Annotated in this window: 25 protein-coding genes; 21 read left to right on the top strand and 4 right to left on the bottom strand. The window is 48.6% G+C overall.

What is annotated here, in order from left to right; all coding sequences use genetic code 11:
* Positions 1 to 70 precede the first annotated feature (70 nt).
* From FHS16_RS14955 to FHS16_RS14925, 7 genes are all read left to right on the top strand, one after another.
* On the top strand, positions 71 to 1,891 hold the full coding sequence (locus tag FHS16_RS14955; protein ID WP_183563735.1) for a sensor histidine kinase: 1,821 nt from the start codon (positions 71 to 73) through the stop codon (positions 1,889 to 1,891).
* The gene (locus tag FHS16_RS14950; RefSeq protein ID WP_183563732.1) at positions 1,866 to 3,470 is read left to right on the top strand and encodes a response regulator; all 1,605 of its coding nucleotides are present in this window, start codon (positions 1,866 to 1,868) and stop codon (positions 3,468 to 3,470) included. Before FHS16_RS14955 ends, FHS16_RS14950 begins: the two co-directional genes overlap by 26 nt.
* A gap of 63 nt (positions 3,471 to 3,533) precedes the next feature.
* Positions 3,534 to 4,448 (top strand): carbohydrate ABC transporter permease, encoded by a 915-nt coding sequence (locus FHS16_RS14945; RefSeq protein ID WP_183563729.1) that lies wholly within the window; start codon positions 3,534 to 3,536, stop codon positions 4,446 to 4,448.
* Positions 4,449 to 4,453: 5 nt separating this feature from the next.
* Positions 4,454 to 5,293, top strand: coding sequence for a carbohydrate ABC transporter permease (locus FHS16_RS14940; RefSeq protein ID WP_183563726.1), 840 nt, complete (start codon positions 4,454 to 4,456; stop codon positions 5,291 to 5,293).
* A 134-nt stretch (positions 5,294 to 5,427) separates the two neighbouring features.
* On the top strand, positions 5,428 to 6,759 hold the full coding sequence (locus FHS16_RS14935; protein ID WP_183564207.1) for an ABC transporter substrate-binding protein: 1,332 nt from the start codon (positions 5,428 to 5,430) through the stop codon (positions 6,757 to 6,759).
* 112 nt (positions 6,760 to 6,871) lie between these two features.
* Complete coding sequence (locus FHS16_RS14930; protein WP_183563723.1) at positions 6,872 to 8,521, top strand: MGH1-like glycoside hydrolase domain-containing protein; 1,650 nt, start codon at positions 6,872 to 6,874, stop codon at positions 8,519 to 8,521.
* A gap of 21 nt (positions 8,522 to 8,542) precedes the next feature.
* Positions 8,543 to 9,433, top strand: a complete 891-nt coding sequence (locus FHS16_RS14925; protein ID WP_183563720.1) for a glycoside hydrolase family 43 protein — start codon at positions 8,543 to 8,545, stop codon at positions 9,431 to 9,433.
* 24 nt (positions 9,434 to 9,457) lie between these two features.
* Here the strand turns inward: FHS16_RS14925 and FHS16_RS14920 are convergent, their stop codons facing one another.
* Positions 9,458 to 10,156: a TerC family protein gene (locus tag FHS16_RS14920; RefSeq protein WP_183563717.1), complete on the bottom strand. Its 699-nt coding sequence runs from the start codon at positions 10,154 to 10,156 to the stop codon at positions 9,458 to 9,460.
* A 139-nt stretch (positions 10,157 to 10,295) separates the two neighbouring features.
* Here FHS16_RS14920 and FHS16_RS14915 point away from each other — a divergent pair, with 139 nt between their 5' ends.
* The 7 genes from FHS16_RS14915 (at position 10,296) to FHS16_RS14885 (ending at position 15,644) form a co-directional block, all read left to right on the top strand.
* Positions 10,296 to 10,967, top strand: a complete 672-nt coding sequence (locus FHS16_RS14915; protein ID WP_183563714.1) for a TerC family protein — start codon at positions 10,296 to 10,298, stop codon at positions 10,965 to 10,967.
* A gap of 158 nt (positions 10,968 to 11,125) precedes the next feature.
* Positions 11,126 to 11,608 (top strand): hypothetical protein, encoded by a 483-nt coding sequence (locus tag FHS16_RS14910; protein WP_183563711.1) that lies wholly within the window; start codon positions 11,126 to 11,128, stop codon positions 11,606 to 11,608.
* Positions 11,609 to 11,647: 39 nt separating this feature from the next.
* A complete protein-coding gene (typA, locus tag FHS16_RS14905; RefSeq protein WP_183563708.1) occupies positions 11,648 to 13,489 on the top strand; it encodes a translational GTPase TypA in 1,842 nt (613 codons plus the stop codon).
* Between the two features lie 184 nt (positions 13,490 to 13,673).
* Positions 13,674 to 13,985 (top strand): YlaH-like family protein, encoded by a 312-nt coding sequence (locus tag FHS16_RS14900; RefSeq protein WP_183563705.1) that lies wholly within the window; start codon positions 13,674 to 13,676, stop codon positions 13,983 to 13,985.
* Positions 13,982 to 14,254: a hypothetical protein gene (locus FHS16_RS14895; RefSeq protein ID WP_183563702.1), complete on the top strand. Its 273-nt coding sequence runs from the start codon at positions 13,982 to 13,984 to the stop codon at positions 14,252 to 14,254. The genes FHS16_RS14900 and FHS16_RS14895 overlap by 4 nt, the downstream gene beginning before the upstream one ends.
* A gap of 17 nt (positions 14,255 to 14,271) precedes the next feature.
* Positions 14,272 to 15,321 (top strand): LCP family protein, encoded by a 1,050-nt coding sequence (locus FHS16_RS14890; RefSeq protein WP_183563699.1) that lies wholly within the window; start codon positions 14,272 to 14,274, stop codon positions 15,319 to 15,321.
* Positions 15,322 to 15,401: 80 nt separating this feature from the next.
* Positions 15,402 to 15,644, top strand: a complete 243-nt coding sequence (locus FHS16_RS14885; RefSeq protein WP_183563696.1) for a hypothetical protein — start codon at positions 15,402 to 15,404, stop codon at positions 15,642 to 15,644.
* An 84-nt stretch (positions 15,645 to 15,728) separates the two neighbouring features.
* Here FHS16_RS14885 and FHS16_RS14880 read toward each other — a convergent pair whose 3' ends face one another.
* Positions 15,729 to 16,223, bottom strand: a complete 495-nt coding sequence (locus tag FHS16_RS14880) for a YhcN/YlaJ family sporulation lipoprotein (RefSeq protein ID WP_183563693.1) — start codon at positions 16,221 to 16,223, stop codon at positions 15,729 to 15,731.
* Positions 16,224 to 16,338: 115 nt separating this feature from the next.
* On the opposite strand from FHS16_RS14880, the gene FHS16_RS14875 reads away from it, so the two are divergent.
* Together FHS16_RS14875 and FHS16_RS14870 are read left to right on the top strand one after the other, a co-directional pair.
* Positions 16,339 to 17,670 carry a PhoH family protein gene (locus tag FHS16_RS14875; protein WP_183563690.1) on the top strand — a complete coding sequence of 444 codons (1,332 nt, stop codon included), beginning with the start codon at positions 16,339 to 16,341 and terminating at the stop codon, positions 17,668 to 17,670.
* 130 nt (positions 17,671 to 17,800) lie between these two features.
* Positions 17,801 to 19,093 carry an extracellular solute-binding protein gene (locus FHS16_RS14870; RefSeq protein ID WP_183563687.1) on the top strand — a complete coding sequence of 431 codons (1,293 nt, stop codon included), beginning with the start codon at positions 17,801 to 17,803 and terminating at the stop codon, positions 19,091 to 19,093.
* 65 nt (positions 19,094 to 19,158) lie between these two features.
* Here the strand turns inward: FHS16_RS14870 and FHS16_RS14865 are convergent, their stop codons facing one another.
* Positions 19,159 to 20,265 carry a coiled-coil domain-containing protein gene (locus tag FHS16_RS14865; RefSeq protein WP_183563684.1) on the bottom strand — a complete coding sequence of 369 codons (1,107 nt, stop codon included), beginning with the start codon at positions 20,263 to 20,265 and terminating at the stop codon, positions 19,159 to 19,161.
* A 76-nt stretch (positions 20,266 to 20,341) separates the two neighbouring features.
* Here FHS16_RS14865 and FHS16_RS14860 point away from each other — a divergent pair, with 76 nt between their 5' ends.
* Positions 20,342 to 21,490: a class I SAM-dependent methyltransferase gene (locus FHS16_RS14860; RefSeq protein ID WP_183563681.1), complete on the top strand. Its 1,149-nt coding sequence runs from the start codon at positions 20,342 to 20,344 to the stop codon at positions 21,488 to 21,490.
* 254 nt (positions 21,491 to 21,744) lie between these two features.
* On the opposite strand, the gene FHS16_RS14855 is transcribed toward FHS16_RS14860, so the two are convergent.
* Complete coding sequence (locus FHS16_RS14855) at positions 21,745 to 21,981, bottom strand: DUF2626 domain-containing protein (RefSeq protein ID WP_053375484.1); 237 nt, start codon at positions 21,979 to 21,981, stop codon at positions 21,745 to 21,747.
* A 276-nt stretch (positions 21,982 to 22,257) separates the two neighbouring features.
* On the opposite strand from FHS16_RS14855, the gene FHS16_RS14850 reads away from it, so the two are divergent.
* The 4 genes from FHS16_RS14850 (at position 22,258) to bshC (ending at position 26,233) form a co-directional block, all read left to right on the top strand.
* Positions 22,258 to 22,908 (top strand): RsfA family transcriptional regulator, encoded by a 651-nt coding sequence (locus tag FHS16_RS14850; protein WP_183563678.1) that lies wholly within the window; start codon positions 22,258 to 22,260, stop codon positions 22,906 to 22,908.
* A 137-nt stretch (positions 22,909 to 23,045) separates the two neighbouring features.
* Positions 23,046 to 24,044 carry a ketopantoate reductase family protein gene (locus FHS16_RS14845; protein WP_183563675.1) on the top strand — a complete coding sequence of 333 codons (999 nt, stop codon included), beginning with the start codon at positions 23,046 to 23,048 and terminating at the stop codon, positions 24,042 to 24,044.
* A 6-nt stretch (positions 24,045 to 24,050) separates the two neighbouring features.
* Complete coding sequence (locus FHS16_RS14840) at positions 24,051 to 24,446, top strand: DUF3397 domain-containing protein (RefSeq protein WP_183563672.1); 396 nt, start codon at positions 24,051 to 24,053, stop codon at positions 24,444 to 24,446.
* Positions 24,447 to 24,592: 146 nt separating this feature from the next.
* On the top strand, positions 24,593 to 26,233 hold the full coding sequence (gene bshC / locus FHS16_RS14835; protein ID WP_183563669.1) for a bacillithiol biosynthesis cysteine-adding enzyme BshC: 1,641 nt from the start codon (positions 24,593 to 24,595) through the stop codon (positions 26,231 to 26,233).
* The last annotated feature ends 5 nt before the right edge of the window (positions 26,234 to 26,238 follow it).

Raw genomic sequence — 26,238 nt, 5'->3', positions numbered from 1 at the left:
GAAAGAAGTGCAAATGGATTGAATGCTGGGAAGGAACAGCTGATTGGCATGCAGGAGAGGAGAAGCGCTGATGTTTTATTCGCTGAAAAGCCGGTTGATCGCCATTTTTGTGCTGCTTTTTGTTTTATCCTTCGTTACGCTTTCATTTCTGTTGTTCAATCAGTCACGTTCGATTATCCGTTCTTACATCGAATCCTCGGCTCTCGAAAAGATGGATGAATACGGTTCCTATATCGATATGGTTCAAACACAGATTTACGATCTGGCTTCCATTGTGTTCAACAGCGATATAACGAATAGCTGGAACGCCATTGCCTCGGATCCGAGCGCTACGGATGGGGAACGCAACTTGGCGCATTTCCATATGAGCCAGTTTTTGACGCAAACGACGAACAGCTACTCCAGCGTCTCAAGCGTTGCCATCTATAGACAGGAAGGGCTGTGGGTCAGCAGCGGCAACTTCGTCGTAACGAATCCTTCTTTCTTGCAGGAAGATTGGTACAATAATTTCAAAAACAAGGAAGAGTATTGGATCTCGGCACATACAGACGCAGCGGAATTAAGAAATAATAATAAACACCCGGTTGTAAGCATGCTTATGCCCATCGGCTCGTATGAGCCTTCGCTGACGAAAAGCGTCATGAAGATCAATGTAAGCGCTGACTATTTTCTGGAGCCGCTCGGCCGCATTCATCTGGGGGAGAGCGGGACTATTTATTTGCTGGATCAAAACGGCAAACCGATGTTGTCGCAGGCCGATTACGAAACGCGCTCGGACATGCTGGCACAGGTGCAAGAAATTAGGCAGGGCTGGAGGAAGCAAGGCGTTCTGTACATGAATAATGCGCAAGGCGAGAAAGAGATTTTGGTATACAAGAAGCTGGCGCAGACGAATTGGATGCTCGTCGGCTTCGTATCCGAGGATGACCTGTACGCGCAGCTATTCCGCCTGAGAAGCTCAATATGGATTGTGGCGAGCATTCTACTCCTATTGTCATTGGTTCTGGCCTCTTGGCTGTCGCATGGCATTACGAAGCCTCTCTCGAGGCTGGTGCTCGCCATGCGACATATTCAGCGGGGAGATTTCGCTAACGCAGAGAGCAGGCTGCTGCCGCAGCGGAGCGTGCGCAACGAGGTAGGCTTTGCGACAGAGACCTTCCGCAGCATGGTGCATCAATTGCGGGAGCATATCAAGACCGAGTTCGAGCTGAAGCTGCTTAGGCAGCAAGCCGAATACAAAGCGCTGCTCATGCAGATTAACCCGCATTTTCTCTTTAATACGCTGGAGCTGATGAGCAGTCTTGCGATGCAGAAACGTACGGAGGATACGGTGCAGGTTATCGAGTCACTCGGTAAAATGATGAGATTCTCGCTTAAGATGGATGACGATCTTATTCGACTGGAGGAGGAGCTCCTTTACGTTGATTATTACATTTCCATTCTGAGGATTCGCTTTGGCGAGCGCTTGTGCATCTCCATGGAGAAGGAAGGCAATCTGGAGAGGCTTTCGGTAGTCAAGTTTATTTTTCAGCCTTTGATTGAAAATGCGGTCAAATACAGCGCCGCATACCGGCAGGAAGCAAAGGTTCATATTTCGGTAAGGCATGCCGAAGGAAAGGTCCATCTTGTCGTCTCTGACAACGGCCCGGGATTTACACCGGAGAAGAAGCGGCAGGTGCTGGAGAGCTCCACTACGGCTCAGCTTGATCAAATACTGACAAGCAGAAGCAGTCAAATCGGACTTGGCAACGTGCTCTCGCGCTGCCGTCTTTATTATGAATCGCTGTTTGAGGTTCGCATCGACTCCTCATCCGAAGAAGGAACGTCAATTGAATTAATCTTACCCGCACAGGAGGTGAATGGGCATGTACCGAGTATTGATCGTGGATGATGAGCCGGAAATTCGTCAAGGGCTGCAGTTAAAGGTGAGCTTTGAGGGGCTTGGCTTCTATGTTGCAGGCGAAGCATCGAACGGAAGGGAGGCGCTGGAGAAATTGGCGAATGAGCCGATAGATGTCGTGATTACCGATATGAATATGCCAATTATGGACGGCATGACTTTTATGGATGCCTGTCATGAGCTTATTCCTTCATTGCGGCTAATCGTCATAACGGGATACGAGGATTTTCAATATGCCAAAGCTGCCATTCGCAATCAAGCCCGTGATTATTTGCTTAAGCCGGTTACGAGGGATGAACTGACGAAATCCTTGGAAGGCGTTCGAAACGAGCTGGACAGGGATCGGAGTAACGAGGACCAGGCTGCACTGATCCAGTGGCGTTTATCCCAATATTACAAGGAGATGAAGGAGCACTTCATCGTTCATCTGGTGAAAGAGGAGCTTGTGCAAGCACCATTGGTTTTGGAGCGATCAAGGTTGTTTGAGCTGGAAGAGTGGAACATGGGCCAGGTGCGGTTTTTGACGGTGGGCTTGAAGGACCAGGCTGGGCCAGCAGGGAAGAATAACCGGGCAGAGGATGCATTCCGGCTTCCTTTCGAAATGGTAGTCAGGGAATGTGCGTCCATGCAGCATGCGTTGATGCAGGTATTCCGGGATTTGAGCTATCCGGGACTTATGCATGCCGTCCTCCGGGAGGATGCCGAGCTTATCCGGACATTTACGGAAGCGCTGGAGGACCATGTGAGAAGCCTGATGCGGTTCGACTTGAGGATCGGTGTCGGACAAGCCGTTACTGGCTTCAAGCAATGGAAAGAAGGTTATATGAGCTCGCTGCTTGCTTGGAGCCTGCCGTATGATGGAAGCAAGGATGAAGCACGAAGCAGCGCCGCGCAAGGCGAGCAAGCTGACCATGCCATAAAGGTTATTGAGCGGTATTTGGTGCGCGGCGAGCTCGCGGCGTTTCAAGCCGCCGTCAGGCAAGAGCTGGTTGCCGCTCATGGCTCGCAGCCGCGCTTCGTTAAAGCTATATTCCAGCTGTACCTGATGCTTGAGCCGATCGCCAAAGCGTCGCATACTGCGCTGGAAGGCGGAGAACAGCTATGGCTCAGGCCGGAAATGACCTTAAGCCTCGACAGTGTCGAGAAGGCAGAGCGTTTTCTGATGGGCATAGCGGACAGAATAGAGCGCAACCGGCAGATGGAGTCGAACGAGACGGATCCATTTTTATTCATCAAGGCCGCTCAGCAGTTTATCGACGAGAATTATATGTATGATCTGAACTTGTCGATGATTGCAGAGAAATTCAATTACAATGCATCGTATTTCTCGGAAATTTTCAAAGCCAAAACAGGCAAAACCTTCATTTTTTATTTGAATGAGACGCGCATGGCGGAAGCGATCCACCTCTTGCAGAACACGACGCTAACGCTTTGGGACATTGCAGAGCTGACAGGATTCTCGAACGCGAGCTATTTCAGCTCGAAATTCAAGCGCATGTACGGCGTGACGCCTTCCGAGTTCCGATTGCGCCCATCTGAAAAAAACGATAGCGAACACCCGAAAAATTAGCATTCAACCGAATCCACCCCTCCCTTATGATGGAACTACATCAGTAAGAGAGGGGTATTCGCGATGAAATCAAGCCGCAAGGCATTAGGCAGCCAGCATAATTTGACAGCCTATACTTTTTTGCTCCCATGGTTAATCGGTTTTTTCTGTCTCACGCTCGGACCGATGCTCGGTTCGCTGTATTTATCGCTAACGAAATACAATTTGCTAACCCCGCCAGAATGGATTGGATTTGCCAACTATATGGAAATATTCAAGGAGGACGATACTTTTAGAAACTCCTTGTGGCTGACGATCAAATACGTGTTTATTTCAGTACCGCTTCGCTTGGCTTTTGCGCTGCTTGTAGCGATGGTACTGAACAAAGGGATACGCGGACTCGGCATTTACCGGACGGTATATTACATTCCATCGCTTCTCGGCGGCAGCGTGGCGATCGCAATCGTATGGCGGCAGATTTTTGACGGCAACGGGCTGGTCAATCAGTTTCTGAGCTGGTTCGGCATTCAAGGGCCGTCATGGATCTCCCATCCCGACTATATCGTGCACACAATTATTACGCTCTCGGTATGGCAATTCGGATCAGCGATGGTCATCTTCCTTGCAGGCCTTAAGCAGGTGCCGGCCGATCTTTACGAAGCGGCGCAGGTGGACGGAGCGGGGAAGGCAAGGCAGTTTTTCCGCATAACGCTTCCTATGCTGTCGCCGGTTATCTTTTTTAATCTGGTCATGAGCATCATCAATTCCTTCCAAGCGTTCACGCCGGCATTCGTAATCGGGGACGGCAGAGGCGGTCCGCTTGACGCAACCATGTTCTATACTTTGTATCTGTACATGAAGGGCTTCTCCTTCTTCGATATGGGATATGCTTCCGCGCTGGCATGGATTATGCTGCTCATTATCGGAATCTTTACAGGCATTATCTTTTTGACCTCCAAGTATTGGGTGTTTTATGGCGACAGCAAAGAGGGGAGATAAACATTATGGTTCAAGCATCAGGATTAAGGGGATTTACGAAGCATGCGTTGATTATTCTCTTCGGCATTGCGATGCTGTATCCCGTACTTTGGTTGATCAGCAGCTCCTTCAAGCCGAACGAGCTTATCTTTACTGAACCGGGGTTATGGTCCTCGTCGTTCACGCTCGACAATTACATCAAAGGCTGGCAAGGGTTTCAGGGCATTGCGTTTGGCCGCTTTTTTGCAAACTCGTGGTTGATTTCGATATTGAGCGTGCTCGGAAATGTCATTACGTGCTCGTTCGCTGCTTTTGCCTTTGCGCGTCTGAATTTTAAGTTCCAGAAGCTATGGTTTGCGCTTATGCTCGTCACGATCATGCTGCCTTACCATGTGACGCTGGTTCCGCAGTATGTCATTTACAATGAGCTGCAATGGATTAACACGTATTTTCCGCTCATTTTGCCAAAATGGCTGGCTCATGATTCCTTCTTTATCTTGATGATGGTTCAATTTATCCGAGGCATACCGAGAGAGCTTGATGAGAGCGCAACGATCGACGGGTGCAGCCAGCGACAAATTTATTTCCGCATCATTATGCCGCTTCTGGTTCCCGCGTTAATTTCTGCAGCGATCTTCACGTTCATTTGGTCATGGGATGATTTCTTCAGCCAAATGATTTACTTGAGCGATATCAAGCTGTTCACTGTACAGCTAGGCATCCGCTCATTGTTCGACCCGACAGGACAATCCGATTGGGGAGCGCTGCTTGCAATGTCTGCTCTCTCGCTCGTTCCGATCACACTTATTTTTCTTATTTTCCAGCGCTATTTCTTGGATGGAATTGCAACGACCGGATTGAAGTAGCTCACAGGAGCGCTAAAGCGATTCCAAAAAAAATGATAGTCAACAACCGAAGGAATCAAATTCCGATTGGGCACAATCAAGGGTAGCATTGATTTTGAGAACGGATTCATACTAATTCATTAGGGGGAAGCATGATGAAAAAAAGAATGGCGGCACTGGCTTTGGGCTTGCTGATGGTCGTTACGGCAGCCTGCTCAGGAGGTACGGGCAGCGGAGGCGCTTCTGATGGCCAACCATCCAATGGCGGGAACAATGCGGCAGGAGGCGAGCAGGTCGAGCTTCGCATGATGTGGTGGGGAGACCAAAAAAGAGCGGATATTACGAATGAAGCGTTAAAATTATTCGAAAGCAAGTACCCGAACATTAAGGTAGTCGGAGAGTTTGCGCCATCTACGGGTTATTTCGACAAGCTTAACACGCAGCTGGCTTCGGGCACGGCCCCAGACGTTTTCTTCTTAGGTGGCAATGTCGTGGATTACGCCAACAAGGAAGTGCTTCTCGATCTGGCGCCATATGTCGGCAACGAGCTGAACTTAAGCGATATGGATAAATCGATGGTGGAGTACGGTACCATTAAGGGCAAGCTGCTTCACATCTCGGCAGGAGCCAACGCGCGCGGCATCGTTGTCAATAAAACGATGTTTGAGAAAGCGGGAATGCCGGTCCCTGAGGATGGCTGGGATTGGCAGGAATTTGCAGCTGTCAGCAAAGATATCTCCAGCAAGCTCGGCGGCGGTATTTATGGCACCTACAATATGTCGATCGACGGGATGGACATCGGCCTAAAGCAGCAAGGGAAGCAGCTCTACGATATGGAAAAAGGGACGCTTGGCTTTGAAGAAGCTGACGCGCTGAAATGGTTCCAGTATTGGGAGGATACCTCCAAAGCGGGCGGAGTCGTACCATCCGAGCTTCAAGTATCGAATCCGCCGGGTGATACGAGCAAATCCTTGGTGGTTACGGGCAAAGTAGCGATGAGTTTGATTCCGTCGAACCAGCTGGCTGCGCTGCAAGGGCTGACGCAGGATGAATTGATCATGGTCCAGCTGCCAAGAGGCGAGAAAGGGACTGGCGTTGTATTTGAATCCAGCCAGGGCTTATCCGGTTATGCAAAGTCGAAACACCCGAAGGAGGTTGCCACGCTGCTAAGCTTCTTTATCAATGACCCTGATGTTGCCAAAACATTGGGTAATGACCGCGGGGTTCCCGTAACTGCAGCCAATCGTACACTGCTTGAGGCAGAAGCGAACGAAGTGGAGAAAATTGTATACGACTACACAAGCCGGGTATCTTCCGCAACGAAGACGGAGCCGTTCGCAGTCAGCTACAATCCGCCAGGCTTCTCCGAATATTCCAAGCTTGCCGAAACGACGATGTATGAAATCGGCTTCGGGCGCAAGCAAGTAGATGCAGCAGTCAAAGATTTCTATAACGGTACGTTGAAAATTTTTAATAACAACCAATAAGCACGGCATGATAAATAGCTGTGTCCACGAGAACAGGCTGCCCTGCGGCAGCCTGTTTTCTTATAATGGCTATGCGTCCTGCATGAAAGAAATAGAAGGCGAGGCGAAAATAATGAACGATGGGATGCTGCACAAGCTTCGCGAGGTTTCGGTTGAAGCGCGGATCGGGGAGCTTAGGAAATCATCTGACAAAAAAGTAATCGAGGAATGGAGCCGCTCGGGAGTAAAGTTCTCAGCGCGTTCAGGCAAGCTGGAGCAGGTTTATTATGCTGCCGTAAAGAAGCTGCTGGATTGCATCGTGCCGACGGGAGGTGAGGAGCCGATTCTGCATGAAGGGGGAATTTACCTGGGCTGCTGGCTTGAGAGCACAGGAACCATTAATGCAGAGCTGCTGTCTCGGTTTATCCCGTCAGTGTCGGAGCGTACTTTCGAATCTTTTGCAAAGAACCAGCGGGAGGACGGGTTGATTCCCTACAAAGTAACGGAGCAGGGGCCGTCATACCGGCAAATTCAGCTCGTGACGCCGCTTGCGCGCAGCGTGTGGAATCATTACAAGCTGAATCAGCCGGACAAGTCATTTCTCCAGACGATGTACGACGCAATGTCCAGCTACGATGTGTGGATTGCCGCCAATCGCAACACGAGAGGCAGCGGCTGCGTGGAAGCTTTCAGTACGTTTGACACCGGGCATGATCTATCGCCGCGATTCTGGCATGTTCCCGATACCCCGCACTTAGGCGATGCTTCCCAATTCAATCCGGATTCACCAATCCTGCCTTTTCTTGCGCCGGATTTAACGGCCAATATGTATTGCCAGCGCTTGTACTTAGCGAGAATAGCCGAGGAGCTCGGTCATTCTGGAGACGAGTGGCTCGCGAAAGCAAAGGAGAGCCTATCCAGCTTGTTCCGCCACTGCTTTGACCAGGAGGATCACTTTTTCTATGACCTCGACCGAAATGATGAATGGGTGCGCGTGCAGTCGGATGTGTTGTTGCGCGTGATGGCTTGCGAGGTTGGAGAACGGGAGTTCTTTGACGTGATGCTGAAGCGTTATTTGTTGAATACGAGCAAGTTTTTTGCTAAATATCCGTTTACGTCCTTGGCAATGGATGATCCGAGATTTGATCCATTTTCGAGCTACAACAGCTGGGGCGGCCCATCGAATTTCCTCAGCTTAATCAGAACGCCACATGCCTTTGAGCATCATGGGCGCCATGTGGAGCTTACGTGGATCATCTATCCGATTCTTGCGTCCTTTGCCAAAGCTACGCGTTTCTCCCAGGCTATTAGCCCATGGACAGGGGATGAGGGCTTTACAGAGACCTATTCACCTTCCATCCTTTGTTTGATTGATTACGTGGAGCGATTATGCGGCATCCTGCCTACGCCGGCTGGCGAGCTTTGGTTTACGGGACTGCTTCCTTATGACATGGATCATGGGGAAGAGCTGGCGGGAGAGACCGGCTATAGCCGCATAGTCGATGGCGTTACCTTTGAACTCGTAAATACGAGACTCCGCTGCGAGATTTATAAGGATGGAGAACGCTGCATGTCCTTTCCTAGCGGCATCCGAATCCTAACAGCGCGTGATGGAAGCTTGAAGGGCATCGTCGGGATGAGCACTAGGCTTGTTTCAGGCGTGGTCAACTATGGCGATAAGGAATTGAATTTCCAAATAAAAGGGAATGAACAGCAGTATTATGAAAATCATTCTTTTGTCAAAGGGACAGATATCGGCATAATAAACCCCGCCTATCGATAAGAAAAGAAAGGAGTGCGCGCAATGCTCACCATTGATCAAATACAAATCAGAGACCCCTATGTATTGCCTGTCATAGAGGAAGGCAACTATTATTTGTACGGCAGCACAGATAAAAATATATGGGGAAAAGGAACAGGATTCGAAGCTTATGTGAGCACGGATTTGATAAGTTGGGAAGGTCCTTTTACCGTTTTTCGACCTTCCGTTGATTTTTTTGCGGATACGAACTTTTGGGCGCCCGAGGTTTATTCCTATCGAGGCAGCTACTATATGTTCGCTACTTTCAGGAGATTAGATAATGGCTTTCTTGGGACAGCGGTACTGATGGCCGATAGCACATTAGGGCCTTTCGAGCCATTAAGCGATGGTCCTGTAACGCCTGCCAGCTGGAGCTCATTAGACGGGAGTTTATATATAGATGCGGAGGGACAGCCTTGGATGGTATTCTGCCATGAATGGCAGCAGGTTGCCGATGGCGAAATTTGTGCAGTTAGACTTAGCGGCGATTTAAAAGAAGCCGTTTCGGAGCCGGTGCTGCTGTTTACCGCGTCTCAGGCGGCTTGGACGACCCCTTATGTTTCGCCTAGATTTCCGGAGAGAAGCAACTTTGTGACGGATGGTCCCTATCTGTTCACTTCGAAGTCAGGCAAACTCATGATGCTTTGGGCAAGCTTCATTGACAATCAATATGCGCTCGGGATCTCGGAATCGGAATCGGGTCTCGTGACAGGTCCATGGATTCATTCTGAGCAAGCGCTGTACCGGAACGATGGCGGTCATGGGATGGTTTTTCACACCTTTGAAGAGCGTTTGCTGCTCGCCATTCATACACCCAACCGAACCCCGGATGAGCGGGCGATATTCGTTGAATTGCTTGAAGTCGATGGAGAGTGGAGCATCGGGCATCCTTGAGCATGCCAAAAAAGCAGGAATCCCTTATAGGGATTCGCTGCTTTTTTGCTGTTCATGCTTCTTTTTTCTATAGTAGTTGGTGAACAAGCCGGCTAAGATCGTGATAATGACGACGAGTAGGATAAAAGCCCATAAATAAAAAGGATTCTCAAAAAAAGCTTTAAAAGATTTTTCGTGCGTAATCATCTTGGCGGCGGTGTAAGCAAGCACCGCGGAGCCGAGATAAACGATCCATGCGAAGCGGTTGATTAACTTAATAAAGATCGTGCTGCCCCAAACCACAACCGGCACGCTGATAATGAGCCCCAGCACGACGAGCAAGGTATCCCCATGCGCGGCACCGGCAACCGCGATGACATTATCGATGCCCATAGCAGCGTCGGCAATTATGATCGTCCGAATCGATTGCCAGAGCGTATTGCCGGATTTGATCCCGTCATGGGGATCCTCTTGCACGAGCAGCTTATAAGCAATCCATACAAGCAGCAGTCCGCCAACCAGATTGAGCCAAGGCACGTTCAGCAGCTGCACGACCAACAACGTGGCAATTACCCGTATGCCAACCGCTCCCGCAGTCCCCCATATCACGGCTTTTTTCTGCTGCTCCTTCGGCAGGTTGCGTGCCGCCAGTCCGATCACGATGGCATTGTCCCCGGCCAAGATCAGATCGATGAATACGATCGTCAACAGTGCCGAGAAAAACTCGACTGAAAATAGATCCATAAATCATGGCCCACCTTCCATTAACAATTACGACTTGGATTGTACAATGATACGACCAGCATTGGCGTTAGATTCCTTTTTTTTTCGGACATATTCAGTCGAGCTTGTACATACATCTGAATGAGAGGGGGTATGCGGTTTGGACAGCCTGATCATTTTTGTTGAAATCGTGCTTATTAACGTATTGCTTAGCGGAGACAACGCCATTGTTATCGCGATGGCCAGCGGCCAGCTGCCGCCGGAGCAGCGAAAAAAAGCGGTCTGGTGGGGAGCAGCCGCAGCTGTTGGCCTTAGGTGCGTGCTTACCTTGGTGGCGATCAAGCTGCTCCAGGTGCCTTTCTTGCAAGCGATTGGCGCGTTGCTGTTGTTCTATATCGCGGTGAAGCTGCTTGCTGAGGCAGGCGGACAACAGGATAACCATACAGTCAAAAAGGCGAAAACAATCGGCGCGGCAATCTGGACCATCGTAGTGGCGGACTTCGTTATGAGTCTAGACAACGTCTTGGCGATTGCGGCTGTCGCTGAAGGAGATCCGATCCTGATTATGCTCGGCATTGCGCTTAGCATTCCGATGATTATATGGGGGAGCCAGATGCTCGGCAAGCTGTTGCAGAAGTATCCTGCCCTGTCTTACATCGGCGCTGCGCTGCTCGCTTATGCCGCCGGCGAAATGCTAATGCATGACCCGGGATTGAACAAGCTGTTGTTCCACGGGTCCAAAACGCTTGCCGAAGCGATACCTTTGCTCTGCGTGCCACTCGTCATCGCACTTGCCATAGTCAAAAAAAGCCGGTATTTTGACGTTTATTGACCGTTCCGCTCGGGAAAAATAGGGCGGCTCGGTTTTTTTTTGTGCAGACCCCCGCTACGTACTGGTATTTTCGGAACAATTCCTATAAACTAATATAGATAAAAACTGTCGTCTTTCGTCAACATATGCGATTGGCGTTGTAAGGAGCGGAAGCGCGAATGCCTAATAACAAATATTCCACTGGAATTATTTTGCTGTTAGCCGGGCTCGTTATTTTGTTGGGCAAGTTAGGTGTATTCAGCTTTTTGGGCGCAGTTTTTTGGCCGCTGCTCGTTTTAATCCCCGGAGTGCTTCTGCATGTGTTATACTTCGGCAGATTAGTTCCTGCAGTTGTGCTTGTGCCAGGCGGAATGCTCGTCGTATATGCCCTGCTGTTTGTCGTTTGCAACCTTTTTGGATGGGATAGCTTGAAATATTTGTGGCCGTTGTTTATTTTTGGTGTAGCAGCAGGCCTTTACGAATATTATTTGTTCGGTTCATCCAGACCGCGTGTTGTGCTTTCGGCATCCATTGCGCTTGCTGCCGCGTCGGCTGTGTTTGTCGTTCTTGTGCTCCTATGGAGCTGGGGGATTTATGCGATTGCCGTTGCGCTGATTGCAGCAGGTGTTTGGATGATGCTAAGCAAACGCAAGCGTTGGTAAAAGTTTTAAATAAAAAACAATTGGAGTGGATTACTAGTTATGCAAGCAAGAGAGAACCTACGGAATATCGCCATTATTGCCCACGTTGACCACGGTAAAACAACATTGGTTGACAAACTGCTACAACAATCAGGAACGTTTCGCGACCATGAAGCAGTTCAGGAACGCGCGATGGATTCAAACGATCTTGAGCGTGAACGCGGTATTACGATTTTGGCTAAGAACACAGCGATCAACTACAAAGACTATTTGATTAACATCGTGGATACGCCTGGACATGCTGACTTCGGCGGCGAGGTTGAGCGTATCATGAAAATGGTTGACGGCGTGCTATTGGTTGTCGATGCATTCGAGGGCTGTATGCCGCAAACCAAGTTCGTATTGCGCAAAGCGCTTGAATCAAACCAAACGCCAATCGTTGTCGTAAACAAAATTGACCGTCCTAACGCTAGACCTCAAGAGGTAGTAGACGAGGTTCTTGACCTCTTCATCGAGCTTGGCGCTAACGACGAGCAGTTGGAATTCCCGGTCGTATACGCTTCTGCGCTAATGGGTACATCAAGCATGGATCCAGAGAAGCAAGACGAGAACATGGAAGCACTCTACGAGACGATCGTAAGCAACATTCCTTCTCCAACAGAAGACGTAACGCAGCCGTTGCAATTCCTCGTTACTTTGCTTGATTACAACGAGTACCTTGGCCGTATTGCTGTTGGACGCGTAAACCGCGGAATTATTAAACAAGGCCAAACGGTAGCCGTTATGACTCGCGAAGGCGGCAATAAGCAAGCCCGTATCGAGAAGCTATTCGGTTTCGTTGGATTGAAGCGCGTTGAGATCGAAGAAGCTGGCGCAGGCGATATCATCGCAATCGCGGGTATCCGTGAGATCAATATCGGTGAAACGATTGCTGATCCGCAGAAGCCTGAAGCATTGCCAGTTCTCAAAATCGACGAGCCTACTCTTCAAATGACGTTTCTAGTCAACAACAGCCCGTTTGCAGGCCGTGAAGGAAAATGGGTTACTTCCCGTAAACTTCGCGAGCGTCTCTACAAAGAGCTTGAGACGGACGTTGCCCTTCGCGTAGAAGAAACAGATAGCCCTGATGCATTCGTCGTTTCAGGCCGCGGTGAGCTTCACCTTGGTATTCTAATCGAGAACATGCGTCGTGAAGGCTTCGAGCTTCAAGTTTCCAAGCCTGAAGTTATCATCAAAGAAATTGACGGCTCGAAGAAAGAGCCTTACGAGCGTCTACTAATCGACACGCCTGAAGAAAGCATGGGCGCTGTAATGGAAAGTCTTGGAACACGCAAGGCTGAGATGCTTAATATGATTAACCATGGCAATGGCCAAGTTCGTCTTGAGTTCAAAATCCCAGCTCGCGGCTTGATCGGCTACCGTACACAGTTCCTAACGCTGACACGCGGCTACGGCATCATGAACAATGCTTTCGACAGCTACGGACCTCTTGCAGGTTCAGGGGTTGGCGGACGTCACCAAGGCGTTCTGGTTGCAAGCGAGAACGGTACATCAACATTCTACGGCATGATGGGCGTTGAGGATCGCGGCATTCAGTTCTTGGAGCCGGGTACTGAAATTTACGAGGGCATGATCGTGGGCGAGCATACGCGCGAGAACGACATCATCGTTAACATCTGTAAAGTAAAACAATTGAACAACATCCGTTCGGCTGGTAAGGATGATACCGTAACGCTGAAGAGCCCTCGGTTATTCTCCCTAGAGCAAGCGCTAGAGTACTTGAATGATGATGAGTATTGCGAAATTACGCCGAAGTCGATTCGTCTTCGCAAAAAAATCTTGAATAAGAGCGAGCGCGAGCGTGCGGACAAAAACCGCAAAAATGCTCAAGCAAGCGTCTAAGAGCAAACCATTAAACAAACGTAAGGTTTTGCACCTATGCAAAGCCTTACGTTTTCTTTAAGAATATAAGTGGGATTATAAGTGATGAAGCTTATAATCCCACTTATATTTCACCCAATTCCTCGTTGCGTTGCAACTAAATGACGGCGAAAGCCGTTAACATTCACTGAAGGGGGTTTGCGGCATGCAGGCATGGCTAAGCGACCATAAGCTCATTTCGTATTTGATCATTCTCGGCTTTACAATATACATATTCAACAAAGTGTTTCGCGCTCAGCAGAAATTGCCGTTATTCAAAGAAATATTGGTGTACGCGCTGATTGCATTCGGTTCCTTCGTCCTGATGATTCTCCAGGTGGATAAGCTTCCCATTATTCAATGCATGGGCGTGGCGGTTCTTATGATGCTGATGCTGAGAGGGCGGCAGCTCTATGACAAGTGGAAAGACAATAAAGCTGCACGCCGTTCGCCTCAGGAAGCGGAATCCGGCAAATGAAGCTCGAGGACGCATTGTTCAACTGGCTTCAAATCAAACTCGTTGCCATTGCCAGGCCTGATGATCAAGCCGCGCTGGATACGCTGACGTTTTTCGAGCAGATTTTGACTGAGGACCATGGTTTGTCGAATTACGCGATAACGAAGACCGATGATACGATGATTCATGTCAAATACGAGAAGGATGGAAGGACGAAACTGCAATTCTATCCACTTGAGCGTGGCGAGCAGCTGCTTTCGGACATTGAATCCAATCCTAAATACAACTGAACTTGAAGGTGGAGCATATGAGTAAAGGAACAACGACATTACCTCCAAGAACGGGTTCGCGCCAACCGGCAAAACCAAAAAAACAAAAGCCGCGCAAAAAGCGCTCCGTGCTTAAAGTATTTTTTGTTCTTCTGTTCGCGATACTCCTTATCGTGGCTGCTGGACTTGCTTATTTAGTGTTTAAAGCAGATGAAGCGGTTGACCATATATCGTCACCTGTCGATAATGAGGTCGACATACCTGCCGGTGAAACGGTAGATAAGAAGTCTGTTGCCATGCTGCTGATGGGCATAGACGCAAGATCTCACGGTGGAGGTTTGAACACGGATGTCATGATGGTTGCCGTATTCAACCCGAATTCGAAATCGGCGACAATTGTAACGATCCCCCGTGATTCCAACATAGATGTTGATGGTTACAGGGCGCGCAAAGCAAATAGCTTTTATGCAGATTTTTATATGAATGCGCTAAACGAGAAAAAGCTGAAAAAAGAAGCAGCGTATGCGGATGCCAAGCAAGAGGTTCGTAATGTAATGAGCAAGCTGTTCGGCATTGATATTAAATATTCTGCTGTTATCAACTTTCAAGGTTTTGCCGATGTAGTCGATGCGATGGGCGGCGTTGAAGTGGACGTTGACATGCGCATGAAATACAAGGACAGTGCAGATGGCACGAATATTGACTTGGAAAAAGGCTTACAGGTGCTAACCGGCGAGAAAGCGCTCGATTTCGTACGCTATCGGAAGTCCAATAACGGCAAAAACATGTCAAGCGACTTTGAACGCAACGAACGTCAAAGTAAAGTCATCGGGGCGCTTACCGACAAATTGAAATCATTCGGTGGCGTAACTAAAATCCCATCTTTGATTGAAGCAGTCGGCAATAACTTAACGATGGATATGCCTTCCAAGGAAATTAAAAATATGATGTCAACTTATATAGGCATTAGCCGGGCTGATATTACATTTATTCCGCTTGAAGGCACCTGGAGAAGCCCTTATGTCTATTTGGATGATGCGAAGCTTGATGAAGCACGGGCTGCGCTTCAATCAAAATTGGCTGAATAACCGTAGACGTCCGTTAATATGTTAGATATAATACAACTACAGAGGCCAATATAGAATCTGTCCAGAAGGAGGTCATGCGAATGACCCATACCGTATCTGAACTATCCAAGCTAACGACCGCAGTTTTGTCTGAACAAGCTATCGTTCCTATGCTCAACATGGATATGGATTCTGACGATTGGACCTCGAGCATTCCAAGAGCAGAGGACGCAATGATTGACGCCGCGTGCTTGTCCACTACTCTTGCGTGCGATAAACCGAATAAGAACCTCGCTGTGGACAACTTGGTTGTACAAGTTTCTGCGGCTATGAAAAAAGCCTAGTGGTATGTTCACTAGGCTTTTTGTGTCTTTAGGGTTGTATTTACAATTTCTTATTCATTTTTAGGGTTGCTTGCTGTTTTGGCTCTACTGCATAATGTCACGTGGCAGCTGTGGAATCAATCTTCCCATTATATCGGCCATTTCTTCAGCGAAGCCGGCAATGGGCCTTCCGCGCTTGATGTCGGCACCGATTTCATTGATTCGCTGGGAAAGATCCATATCTGCCGTAACGAGTGCATCTATGCCGTAAGGGTCTTTGCGAAAGGCTTCGGCAACCGAGTATTTAATGGTTCCAACTCTTGAACGCTCCATCTTGGCATCGACATCGATGCCGACAATGGCTGTATTCCCGAACACGACACAGTGCGCGTTCGTTACTCCGTCAATTCCTTTGGCCAACTGTTCCAGATGTGCCGCAACCTGCTCCGAGTTTTTGATTTCTTTTTTTCTCGGTTCGGTTTGCTGAGCCTGGACACGGCCATTATTTCGTGGAGAGGGTGATGTCTCATTACGTGCGACAGTGCTGCAACCTGTCGCTACAATCGCAACAATAATCGCTGAAGTAAGCCATTTGAACATGTTTGCCACCTCTTTTTCTCGTTGAAAACGAAAGTTACTTGTCCGCCATAGTGTACCCGCAGCAGCGATTTGCTATGTATGGCCTCTAATGATATCCAACGCCGGGAGGGTTCTCATGAAAAAAATATTCGTGCTCGATACAAATGTGCTGCTTCATGATCCGCAAGCGATTTTTGCTTTCGAAGATAATGAAGTCATAATTCCCGCGGTCGTGTTGGAGGAAATTGACTCAAAGAAGAGGTTGGCTGATGAGCTTGGCCGCAATGCGCGCCAAATTTCTCGTTTGCTGGATAAGATGAGAGAGAAAGGACATCTTCACGAAGGGATAGAGCTTCCTAGCGGCGGCTTGCTTAAAGTAGAGCTGAACCATCGGAGCTTTATTCGAGTCCAAGAGATGTTTGGTGAAATGTCCAATGATAATCGGATTTTGGCGGTAGCGCTAAATTATCATATAGAGCAAGAAAATGAAGAGGAGAAGCAAAGCATCGTCCTCGTCAGCAAGGATGTTCTGGTTCGCATAAAAGCGGATGTTCTAGGGCTGCAGGCGCAGGATTATTTGTCTGACAGAGTGGTCGTGTCATCCGAGTTTTACGCGGGTTATATGACTCTTTACGTGCATCCGGCAGTCATCGATGAGTTTTATACGTATCGGTTTCTGACCGTTAACAACATGCATTTGAACATTCGTCTCAATCCCAATGAGTTCGTTATATTGCGCGATGAAATGGGAACGTCCAAGTCGGCGCTGCTCAAGGTCAGCCAGGATGGCGCAAGGCTTGAGCCTTTATATTTAAGCAACGATCCGGTATGGGGCATCACGGCTCGCAATGCGCAGCAGCGGATGGCGCTGGAGCTGCTTCTGAATGACGATATCCCGCTCGTAACGCTCTCAGGCAAGGCGGGCACAGGTAAAACGCTGCTGGCGCTTGCAGCGGGCCTCTTGAAGACGGAAGATGAGCATAAATACAAAAAACTGCTGATCGCGCGTCCGGTCGTTCCGATGGGCAAAGATATCGGGTACCTGCCGGGGGAGAAGGAAGAAAAGTTGCGGCCTTGGATGCAGCCGATCTATGATAATCTGGAGTATTTGTTCGATACGAAGAAGTCGGGTGATATCGATAAAATATTGATGGGCATGGGCAGTATTCAAGTTGAAGCGCTGACCTATATCCGAGGCCGCTCTATCCCGGGCCAATTCATTATTATTGACGAGGCGCAGAACTTAACGAAGCACGAGGTGAAAACGATCGTGTCACGGGTCGGTGAAGGGAGCAAGATCGTCTTAATGGGTGATCCAGAGCAAATTGATCATCCTTATCTGGATTCGATAAGCAATGGCTTGACTCACATTGTAGAACGCTTCAAGAACGAAGGAACCAGCGGTCATATGACGCTGGAGAAGGGTGAGCGCTCGAAATTGGCACAGCTCGCCGCAGACCTCCTATAATTCATGAGTCCCCTCGCTAAGAGGGGACTTTTTGCATCATAAAACAAGGAGTGATGAGGTTCATTTGGACAAACCTTCATTTTATTGTTATCCTGTTTTTAGTAGATTTAAGGAAGAAAGGAAGAAAGCTGTGACTCCCAGAAAATACGTGCCTTTTTTACTTGGCGCTCTACTGCTGGCCGCATTGCTGTTAATCCCCTTCTCACGAAATGCTAACCCTGCGAGCGTCGGCAAACCCGATGGCAAATCGAACGTTCAGCCCGTACCTGGTGAATTGGTGGTCGATCAGCTTTCAAACATACATGTAAACGTTTCCTTAACAAATGCCGAGTTCGAGCAGCTGGAAAGACAGAATAGCAATTTCATGATGAAGTATCCGCATATACAGGTTAAGCTGGCTAACGAGGCCTCCAAGGAGAACGCCTATCGCATGTGGTCGCTTCAAAGCCAGCAAGGAGAGGCTGCAGATATTATGCTGCTTAGCAACGGCTGGATTAGGCCGTATGCCGTCCGTGGCTTTCTTAAGCCTGCTGACAGCATCATGACTGGTGATGCGCTATCCGATCAGATGACTGGCTTACTCGAGCCGCTTAAATGGAACGGCTATTTATGGGCTGTTCCGAAGGATGTGAATCCTTATTTGATTGTATGGAACAAGGAGCTGCTCGAAGAAGCAGATCTTGAAGCGCCGCCTACCGATTGGCCATCCTACCAGGCAGCTGCGCTAAAGGTGATCGAGCTGCATGCCGGAGCAAGCATTGTCAATTGGAGCCCAGGCGATTTGTATCAACAAATGGCATGGCTATCTGCGTTTCAAAACGGGCAAAACAACAGCCTCCAAGTGCTGCCTTTAAATGAGAGTCAGATGTCTCAGCTAAGCTGGTACCAGGAGCTTCAGTCAAAAGTCAGCGGCCTTGACGGCGGGGATACATCATCATTGGAGGAAGCATTCGATCAGGATCAACTTCTCGCAGCGATTCTTACTTGGAATGACTACGAGAAATTAGATGAGGCCATCCAAAGCAAACTAAGGGTTAACCGCGAGCAGATTCAAGATCCGTGGTTGAATGGGCGCAGCTTTGCCATCTCTTCGAGCAGCCGGCACGAAGATGAAGCAATCCTTTGGATTCAGGAAATGACGGATGTGAATAACCAGCAGCTCAGCTATGACCAGTCCGGGCAATTACCAGTGAGAGCTTCCCTATATGCGTTCAACAGCTCCCTGCAAAGCGAGCAAGTGCGCATCCCGCCGAGCTGGTGGACCTCGGTTCTTGAAGCAAAAAAATCAAATAAGCCGCTGCCGCTGCCAGATCCGTATTGGCCTGACAAATGGCAGCAGCGTGAGCAGCTGTGGACAACATATTCTAAAGATGGATTGGATTTACTTGCCTATCTTGATGCTTTGCAGCAGCTTGCCCAATAAAAAGAGCCGTTCTCCATTGAAATAGAGAACAGGCTCTTTTTAACGCGGACAATGATAAACGCAGCCTATAGCTTCAAGCTAAGCTTGATGGTGAGCTCTCCGTCTTTCATATCAACAGAATTCGCTTTGAGGAAGGAAACAATCAGATCCGGGTAGAAGCCAAGATCAAATTCCTTCTCCAGCGCGCTCCTTGTCGTATCGGGCAAAGAGAACCCATTAAACAGCAGCTCATCGACGTGGAACAGGATCGCATTCTTCGGATCATTCTCAACGGTGTAATGACCAGTGATTTTGATAGCCATGTTCTCTCGTTTGCCTTGAGCAATTACTTTTCCGTCAATAAACTCAAATGAAAAGTTGTCAAAGATGGGATTCTGCTCGCGCAAAAATGAGTTCAGTTCATCTTCAGGCACCCGGATGGTATACTGGAAGCCTTTAATCTCCAACAAATCCTTATTGTCCTGAACCCAGCCTGGCAGCTTCTGCATCGCTTTGGATAGCGCACGGAAATACTGCTTGACCTCATCGATGCCTGCCGACTCCCAGTAGGAGGTAAGTTCATTCATTAGTATTCGAATTCTTTCAGCATCGGAACGTCCGGCCAGTTCCTGATCCAGCTGCTTCTCAAGCGCAAGCACGCGTTCTTTTTGCTCGCGTAGCTGGTTCTCTACAGCGACTAATTCTTCTTTTCTTGTTTCAAGAGCCCGGTAGCCAACCTTAACCTTCTTGTATTGATCCACATATGTATTCAAGGTATCCTTATCATGAGTAAGAATAATTTCGGCATAATCGAGCATTTGGAACAGCTCGGATAACGAATTGAACGAAAGCAGAGCGCTAAGCAGAAAGTCTCTTTCACCCATATAATAAGCGCGCAGCACACTGCCTGCTTCATCTTGCTTGTCCGATATTTGCTGCTCCTGCAGCATAAGCTGCTTCTCCGTTTCCGTCATGGTCAGCAAGAGCTGCTGCTTCTGTTCCCCAATTCGGGTTATCTCTTTATCGATCTCAACGACGGATAAGCTTTTTTCAAGCAGGGCATGCAAATCCGCCTCATCAACCGATAAGGGCTCTGCCCATGCGGTAAATGGAAACAGGAGCCAAGTGACAAGCAACATCGCCGTAGTTGCTATGGAAATACGATTACGCTTGGCTGGCAAAGTCAACGGCATCGTCCCTCCTCAGCATTCATTTTATGCGGCAATCCATACTATTATATCTTACAATTGGAAAAGGATGAACCATATCATGCGCGAAAAAGAGCTTTCGGCTGTAATCGAGGCAAGCATTGCGGCATCCAGCCAATTCGGAACCTATGTCGATTCGCAGGGCTGCCTGCTCCGAGTACCGTGTATTTCTTTCCTTGATTATATGCGTGCTTGCTTGTACGATCCCGAATTCGGTTATTATCGCTCAGGACAAGCAAGAGTGGGAAAGCAAGGCGATTTCTATACGAGCTCAGGCATTGGGACAATCCTGGCTGAAGTATTAGTGAGTTATGCGCATGCTTATTCAAAAACATTGAACGAGCCAATCAACCTCATTGAATGGGGAGCGGGTACAGGCAGGTTGTCGGTACAAATGGCTGCAGCTTACCGGAAAGACAGCATGGAAACAGGAAACTTTCGTCCGATCCTTATTGAGAATCATCCTACACATAGGGAAGCGGCAAGATTGGCATTCGCCGAGATGAACTTGACGGACTTGGACCCGATCATTGGAGCTTCCGATGACGCATGGGAAGCAAGCTGGCTTAGAGAGCCGGCATTGGTGGTCGCTAATGAGCTTCTAGATGCTTTCCCTGTTCGTCGCGTGGCCAGAATGAATGGACGACTAATTGAATTAGGAGTGGCTGGTGACGCGGAATCCGGCTTCTTTGAGGTGCAGATGCCCATCCAGGACCATAGGATCATCAACTGGCTGGTGAGGGACGGCATTGTCCTTAAGGAAGGGCAGCGCACGGAGATCCATGCGGATGCTGCCGAGTTTTTAACGAAGCTAAGTCATGTGCTTGCGCGGTCAAGGCTGATTATTATTGATTACGGCCATGAAGCTGCAGAATATACAGCTGAGCATCGGATGGATGGAACATTGCTTTGTTATTGGAGGCACACGGTGGGCGATAATCCCTATATAAGAGCGGGGGAGCAGGATATTACTTCGCATGTTCCCTTTTCGTTTATTCGCAACGAAGCTGAAGAAAATGGCTGGAAAACGAAAGGCTACATGACGCAAAAGCAGTTCCTGCTGGAGAATGGGGTGCTGGAGCTGCTGCAAAATCACCATAATCCAGATCCGTTCAGCGAGGAAGCGCGTAAGAATCGCGCGATAAGGCAACTCCTGCTTAGCGATCAGATGAGCGAATCGTTTAAGGTAATGATTCTGGATAAACCATAGCTGCTGCTCATCCAATGAAAAAGGTGCCAGTCCGAAGGACTGGCACCTTTTCTCAAAATATAGGAATGTATATCCTTAGGCTATGCATTCCCTATATTTCTCGGAATGAAACACGCCGTGTCGCCAAGGACGGCGGCAGCCGTTTCACCTTGTCCATACAAGTATGTACAGCGACTGCTGCTACTTTACTTATACTCCGTACATCTTGAAAGTTTGGGAACGACCTGCCTGAAGCCAATGCGCTTGTGCTTTGGTTAGAACGGCAAGTCCATCTTGAAGACCGACCAATACGTGAAACCCACGAATGAAATGATCATATATCCCCAGAACATAACGATGTAAGTTCTTTCGGAGAAATTCAAGTAGCCTAGAAATACGAAAGCAACGGCTTGCGCGAAAAACAATAGCGCAAATTCCGTCATATGGCCTGCGAAAGCCATTAGTCCGATTACCAGGGTCCAAAAGCCAAGTACCCGATACATGCGTGCCATGATAATATCCCCCTCTCGCTGCGACCCGATTTTCTAATGATCATTATAACGTTTGGCGAAAAAAGTGTAAACCAAAATCAGTGACGAAATCGCAAACTTTTTGTTTGCACAAGGGTAACTCCCACTTAGTCACCCTTAGTTTGCTCAAATATAAGGACAAACATGTATGAGTACGATAAAAAATGGTTATACAAATTAGTATCCAATAGATTCTATGAACTCTACCAAGGGCATAGAGATAAAGTAAGCGCCTTTACGTTAGGAGGTTTTTGTTGCATGACAGCAATTAGACAAGATGCGTGGAGTCCGGACGACGATTTAATACTCGCCGAGGTCACACTACGCCATATTCGCGAAGGAAGTACCCAGCTTGCGGCATTTGAAGAGGTAGGCGAACGAATCGGACGCACTTCGGCTGCCTGCGGGTTCCGTTGGAACAGCTGTGTCCGCAAACGGTATGAGGATGCTATTCAAATCGCCAAGCAGCAACGCCAGAAACGCAATTATCTGAAAAAACAAACGGTTGTCGCAACGCCGCATGTTTCTTCGATAGCCGTATTCGAAACAGACGAGCGCGGCTTGAGGCAAGAAGGCGGTTCGATTGAAGAAGGTTTGTCTGTAGACGCTGTTATTCGTTTTCTTCGTGGATGGAAGACGACCTATCAAGACTTAACGCGTCAGACGAAATGGTATGAGAAAGAGCTTAAGGAAAAAGAAGAAGAGCTATACCGATTGCGCGATCAGAATGAGAGATTGTCCAAAGAGGTCAATAGCGCGCAAACCGATTACCGTACAGTCAACGATGATTACAAGACATTGATTCAAATTATGGATCGAGCCAGAAGACTTACCGTTCTGACGAATGACGATGAAGCTAAGCCGAGATTCAAGATGGATGCAAACGGAAACTTGGAACGTATTGAATAAGTTATATTGAAACGAAGAGAGGCTGGCCCAGCAAAAGGGCTAGTCTCTTTTTGCGCAGCGGGGTTGCAATATTTTCCACGGTTTTGATACGATAGGGGCTAAAAGCGGCAGACAGTCAGGTTCGGAGGGAGCAAAAGGTGCAAATTGATGTAGTGGGCGGAGGTTCGATTGGTCTGCTCTTTGGAGCGAGGCTGGCTGAAGCCGGCGCGGATGTAGTCATCTGGACGCGCAGCAAGGAGCAGGCGGCTCTGGTGTCAGAACGCGGCGTGCTGGTTCGTGAACTTGGCGGGAGCAGTGAACAATACATAGCCGTACAAGGAGCATGGGTGCAAGACCGCAACTTTTTCAGTACGCTGACAGCTAGAAAAAATGGGGGCGGCAAGCGCTGGATACTGCTGGCGGTCAAGCAAACAAGCGTGAATGACCAGCTTCTGGCGTTTCTGGATCGTCTTGTTTCCGATTCAGGCGAATCCGATGTAGCGCTTGTTTGCTTGCAAAACGGATTGGGACACATGGAAAAAATAAAGGCTAAGCTGCCGAGCATTCCGCTTTTTGCTGCAGTTGTGACAGAAGGTGCCAGACGGATAGATGGACATTCGGTGGAGCATACAGGCAAAGGCGAGCTGTGGATGGGCGAATGGACAGCAAACGGACGAAAACGAGACATTTCAGAAGATAACTCGCTAGAAATGTTCGTTTCTATGCTTCAATCGGCAGGATTTGCCTCGTTTCTGTCGAATGAGTTGGAGAATCGGATTTACAATAAGCTGCTCATTAATGCGGTCATTAATCCATTAACGGCTATATTTGACGTGCAGAATGGCCAACTGCCGATGCATGCGTCACGCTTGCAGTTAATGCGTGCTTTGTACACCGAAACGGAGCGTGTCTTGGTACAAGCTGGCATGCAAGCACCGAGGGACGGCTGGCAAACGGTTATGGATGTGTGCAGGAATACGAGCCGTAACGTATCCTCTATGCTAAGCGATATTCGAGAAGGAAGAGCGACTGAAATTGATACCATCAATGGAGGCGTACTCATGCTTGCCAGGCAGTATGGGCAGCAGGCGCCGCTAAACGAAGCAGTGATCGAACTTGTAAAAGCGCTGCATCCGAAGCCGGATACGGAGGAGTGAAGCACGATGGAGATGATCTGGGACAGCGTTAAGCACCTTTATGCTTATTTGGCAGTCATTCCAATCATACCTTTCGCAATCATATTATTTGGTTATGGGGCTTACGTCCAAGATCGCAAAAAAGGATTCCGCATGGCTATGGACATTACTACGGCCTTATTGATCGGCTGCGTTGCCGTGTTGTTTGACAGACTGTTCGGCAGCCAGTTCGGCTTATACGGCATTTTATTGTTTATGCTTCTTGGCGGAGGCTTGCTCGGCAATGCGCAATATCGCAAACGAGGGAAAATCGACGGAAAGAAAATTTTTCGAACGATTTGGCGATTGAGTTTTTTTACGATGAGCTTGCTGTACATACTGTTTATGTGTTTCGGAATCGGCAAATTAATGTTTACCGCTTAAATGAAATAGGATGTCGCGAGCGCCTCTTCCACGAAGTGGCGTTTTTGTTTTGACGGACGGGTTCTCCTTTGTGTACAATTATAGCGTTGCATGATTCATATATCGTCGATTTGACAACAAGTATGCGGGAGGTTACGGGCTGCGCTATGAGAAAAGAATCGTATTCATTGCCAAGCGCTCAGCCTTTGACAGAGGCTTATATACATCGGGAAGATGAACGCGTTGCAGCCTTATACGGCTACCATGCGGGAGCGGAAGAGGATTGGGAAAGACGTCTGAAACATTTGGATCAGAGCGGCTCAAAGAGAGCGGATGCTCATGAATTGGCTCGCGTGCTTCGTGCTTATAACGAAGCAGCGCATGCTGCGCCTGAAGTGTTTGCATCTATTTCAGCGATTGCAAACGGGGCACCGGTCGTTATAGGTGGGCAGCAAGCCGGCCTGTGGACGGGGCCTTTGCTCGTGATACATAAAGCCGTATCTATTATTGGAGCAGCTAAATCTGCAACCGAGCAGCTTGGGCAAGAGGTCGTGCCTGTTTTCTGGATTGCGGGAGAAGATCACGACTGGGATGAAGCTAACCACGCTTATGTCGTTACTGCCGAGCAAGAGCTGCGCAAGCTTTCTGTTGCCCGGCCTGAAGGCGGACGCACTTCGGTCAGCCGCACGGCTATAAATGAAGAAAAGTGGTCGCAGCTTCTGGAAGAGCTGGAGCAGGCGCTGCCTTCCTCGGAATTCAAGCCTGTCATGCTGGATGAGCTGCGTCAAATGTCGCAAAGAGCAAAATCATTATCTGATCTTTTTGCGATGATTTTGAGCCATTTGTTTGGGAAATACGGCTTGGTTCTGCTCGATGCGGATGATGCGGATATGAGGCGGCTGGAAGCGCCGATGTTCAAGGAAATCATTGAACGAAATGACGAGCTGGAAAAGGCATATCTGTCTTCAGCGGGACAGGTGAAGGAGCTTGGTTATGCACTGCAGGCCGATGTTGCGCCTGGCAGTGCGAACCTGTTCATCTTCAACGAGGCAAATGGCCAGGAAAGAACACTTCTTCACAAAAAAGAAGGCGTCTTTCAAGATCGGAAAGGTCAACTTTCCTTAACGCTGGCCGAACTGCTGACGATTGCAGAAGAGCAACCGGAGCAATTAAGCAATAATGTATTAACAAGGCCGCTTATGCAGGATTATTTATTCCCGGTTCTGGCAACCGTATTAGGTCACGGCGAGATCGCCTATTGGGCGCTTACAGCAGGTGCATTCCGAACGCTTGGGATGGAAATGCCGATCATTGTTCCGCGGATGTCCTATTCATTGATCGAAGGAACGGTCGCCAAGCATATGGATAAATACGAGCTTTCATTCGATGATGTCATGTCCCGTTTTGAGGAACGAAAAGGACAATGGCTGAAGGAGCAGGATGGTCTGTCCATCGAGGAGCAGTTCACGGACGCAAGGCAGACGTTTGAGGAGCTGTATAAGCCGCTGCTTGCGCTTGCGACGGGAGTCCAGCCTTCACTTGCCAAGCTTGGCGATACGAACCTGCAGAAAATAGTCGAGCAAATCAATTATATGTCTTCCAAGACGGTCGATGCGTTCAATAAGCAGTTTGAAGCTTCAACCAGGCAGCTTGATCGTATCCATCTATCCGTCAAGCCTTTAGGTAAACCGCAGGAACGTGTCCTGAATATGACAGCCTATTGGAACCGTTACAGTCTTGGTTGGCTGGATAAGCTTCTTGATGCGCCATACAGCCGGACAGGCGGGCATGAAATCGTATATTTATAGAAATA

Origin of the sequence: Paenibacillus endophyticus (assembly GCF_014192395.1) — a bacterium.
Taxonomy (GTDB): Bacteria; Bacillota; Bacilli; order Paenibacillales; family Paenibacillaceae; genus Pristimantibacillus; species Pristimantibacillus endophyticus.
Note: the sequence above shows the minus strand (reverse complement) of the source record. Positions and strands in the feature narration are given on the sequence as shown.

What these genes read in the sequence shown, in the direction of transcription:
- FHS16_RS14855 (WP_053375484.1), bottom strand. Translation starts at nt 21,981, where the DNA reads ATGGCACGCATGTATCGGGTACTTGGCTTTTGGACCCTGGTAATCGGA.
- bshC (WP_183563669.1), top strand. Translation starts at nt 24,593, where the DNA reads ATGAGAAAAGAATCGTATTCATTGCCAAGCGCTCAGCCTTTGACAGAG.
- FHS16_RS14890 (WP_183563699.1), top strand. Translation starts at nt 14,272, where the DNA reads ATGAGTAAAGGAACAACGACATTACCTCCAAGAACGGGTTCGCGCCAA.
- FHS16_RS14935 (WP_183564207.1), top strand. Translation starts at nt 5,428, where the DNA reads ATGAAAAAAAGAATGGCGGCACTGGCTTTGGGCTTGCTGATGGTCGTT.
- FHS16_RS14950 (WP_183563732.1), top strand. Translation starts at nt 1,866, where the DNA reads ATGTACCGAGTATTGATCGTGGATGATGAGCCGGAAATTCGTCAAGGG.
- FHS16_RS14930 (WP_183563723.1), top strand. Translation starts at nt 6,872, where the DNA reads ATGAACGATGGGATGCTGCACAAGCTTCGCGAGGTTTCGGTTGAAGCG.
- FHS16_RS14955 (WP_183563735.1), top strand. Translation starts at nt 71, where the DNA reads ATGTTTTATTCGCTGAAAAGCCGGTTGATCGCCATTTTTGTGCTGCTT.
- FHS16_RS14900 (WP_183563705.1), top strand. Translation starts at nt 13,674, where the DNA reads ATGCAGGCATGGCTAAGCGACCATAAGCTCATTTCGTATTTGATCATT.
- FHS16_RS14880 (WP_183563693.1), bottom strand. Translation starts at nt 16,223, where the DNA reads ATGTTCAAATGGCTTACTTCAGCGATTATTGTTGCGATTGTAGCGACA.
- FHS16_RS14885 (WP_183563696.1), top strand. Translation starts at nt 15,402, where the DNA reads ATGACCCATACCGTATCTGAACTATCCAAGCTAACGACCGCAGTTTTG.
- typA (WP_183563708.1), top strand. Translation starts at nt 11,648, where the DNA reads ATGCAAGCAAGAGAGAACCTACGGAATATCGCCATTATTGCCCACGTT.
- FHS16_RS14875 (WP_183563690.1), top strand. Translation starts at nt 16,339, where the DNA reads ATGAAAAAAATATTCGTGCTCGATACAAATGTGCTGCTTCATGATCCG.
- FHS16_RS14945 (WP_183563729.1), top strand. Translation starts at nt 3,534, where the DNA reads ATGAAATCAAGCCGCAAGGCATTAGGCAGCCAGCATAATTTGACAGCC.
- FHS16_RS14925 (WP_183563720.1), top strand. Translation starts at nt 8,543, where the DNA reads ATGCTCACCATTGATCAAATACAAATCAGAGACCCCTATGTATTGCCT.
- FHS16_RS14940 (WP_183563726.1), top strand. Translation starts at nt 4,454, where the DNA reads ATGGTTCAAGCATCAGGATTAAGGGGATTTACGAAGCATGCGTTGATT.
- FHS16_RS14910 (WP_183563711.1), top strand. Translation starts at nt 11,126, where the DNA reads ATGCCTAATAACAAATATTCCACTGGAATTATTTTGCTGTTAGCCGGG.
- FHS16_RS14860 (WP_183563681.1), top strand. Translation starts at nt 20,342, where the DNA reads ATGCGCGAAAAAGAGCTTTCGGCTGTAATCGAGGCAAGCATTGCGGCA.
- FHS16_RS14920 (WP_183563717.1), bottom strand. Translation starts at nt 10,156, where the DNA reads ATGGATCTATTTTCAGTCGAGTTTTTCTCGGCACTGTTGACGATCGTA.
- FHS16_RS14850 (WP_183563678.1), top strand. Translation starts at nt 22,258, where the DNA reads ATGACAGCAATTAGACAAGATGCGTGGAGTCCGGACGACGATTTAATA.
- FHS16_RS14840 (WP_183563672.1), top strand. Translation starts at nt 24,051, where the DNA reads ATGGAGATGATCTGGGACAGCGTTAAGCACCTTTATGCTTATTTGGCA.
- FHS16_RS14895 (WP_183563702.1), top strand. Translation starts at nt 13,982, where the DNA reads ATGAAGCTCGAGGACGCATTGTTCAACTGGCTTCAAATCAAACTCGTT.
- FHS16_RS14865 (WP_183563684.1), bottom strand. Translation starts at nt 20,265, where the DNA reads ATGCCGTTGACTTTGCCAGCCAAGCGTAATCGTATTTCCATAGCAACT.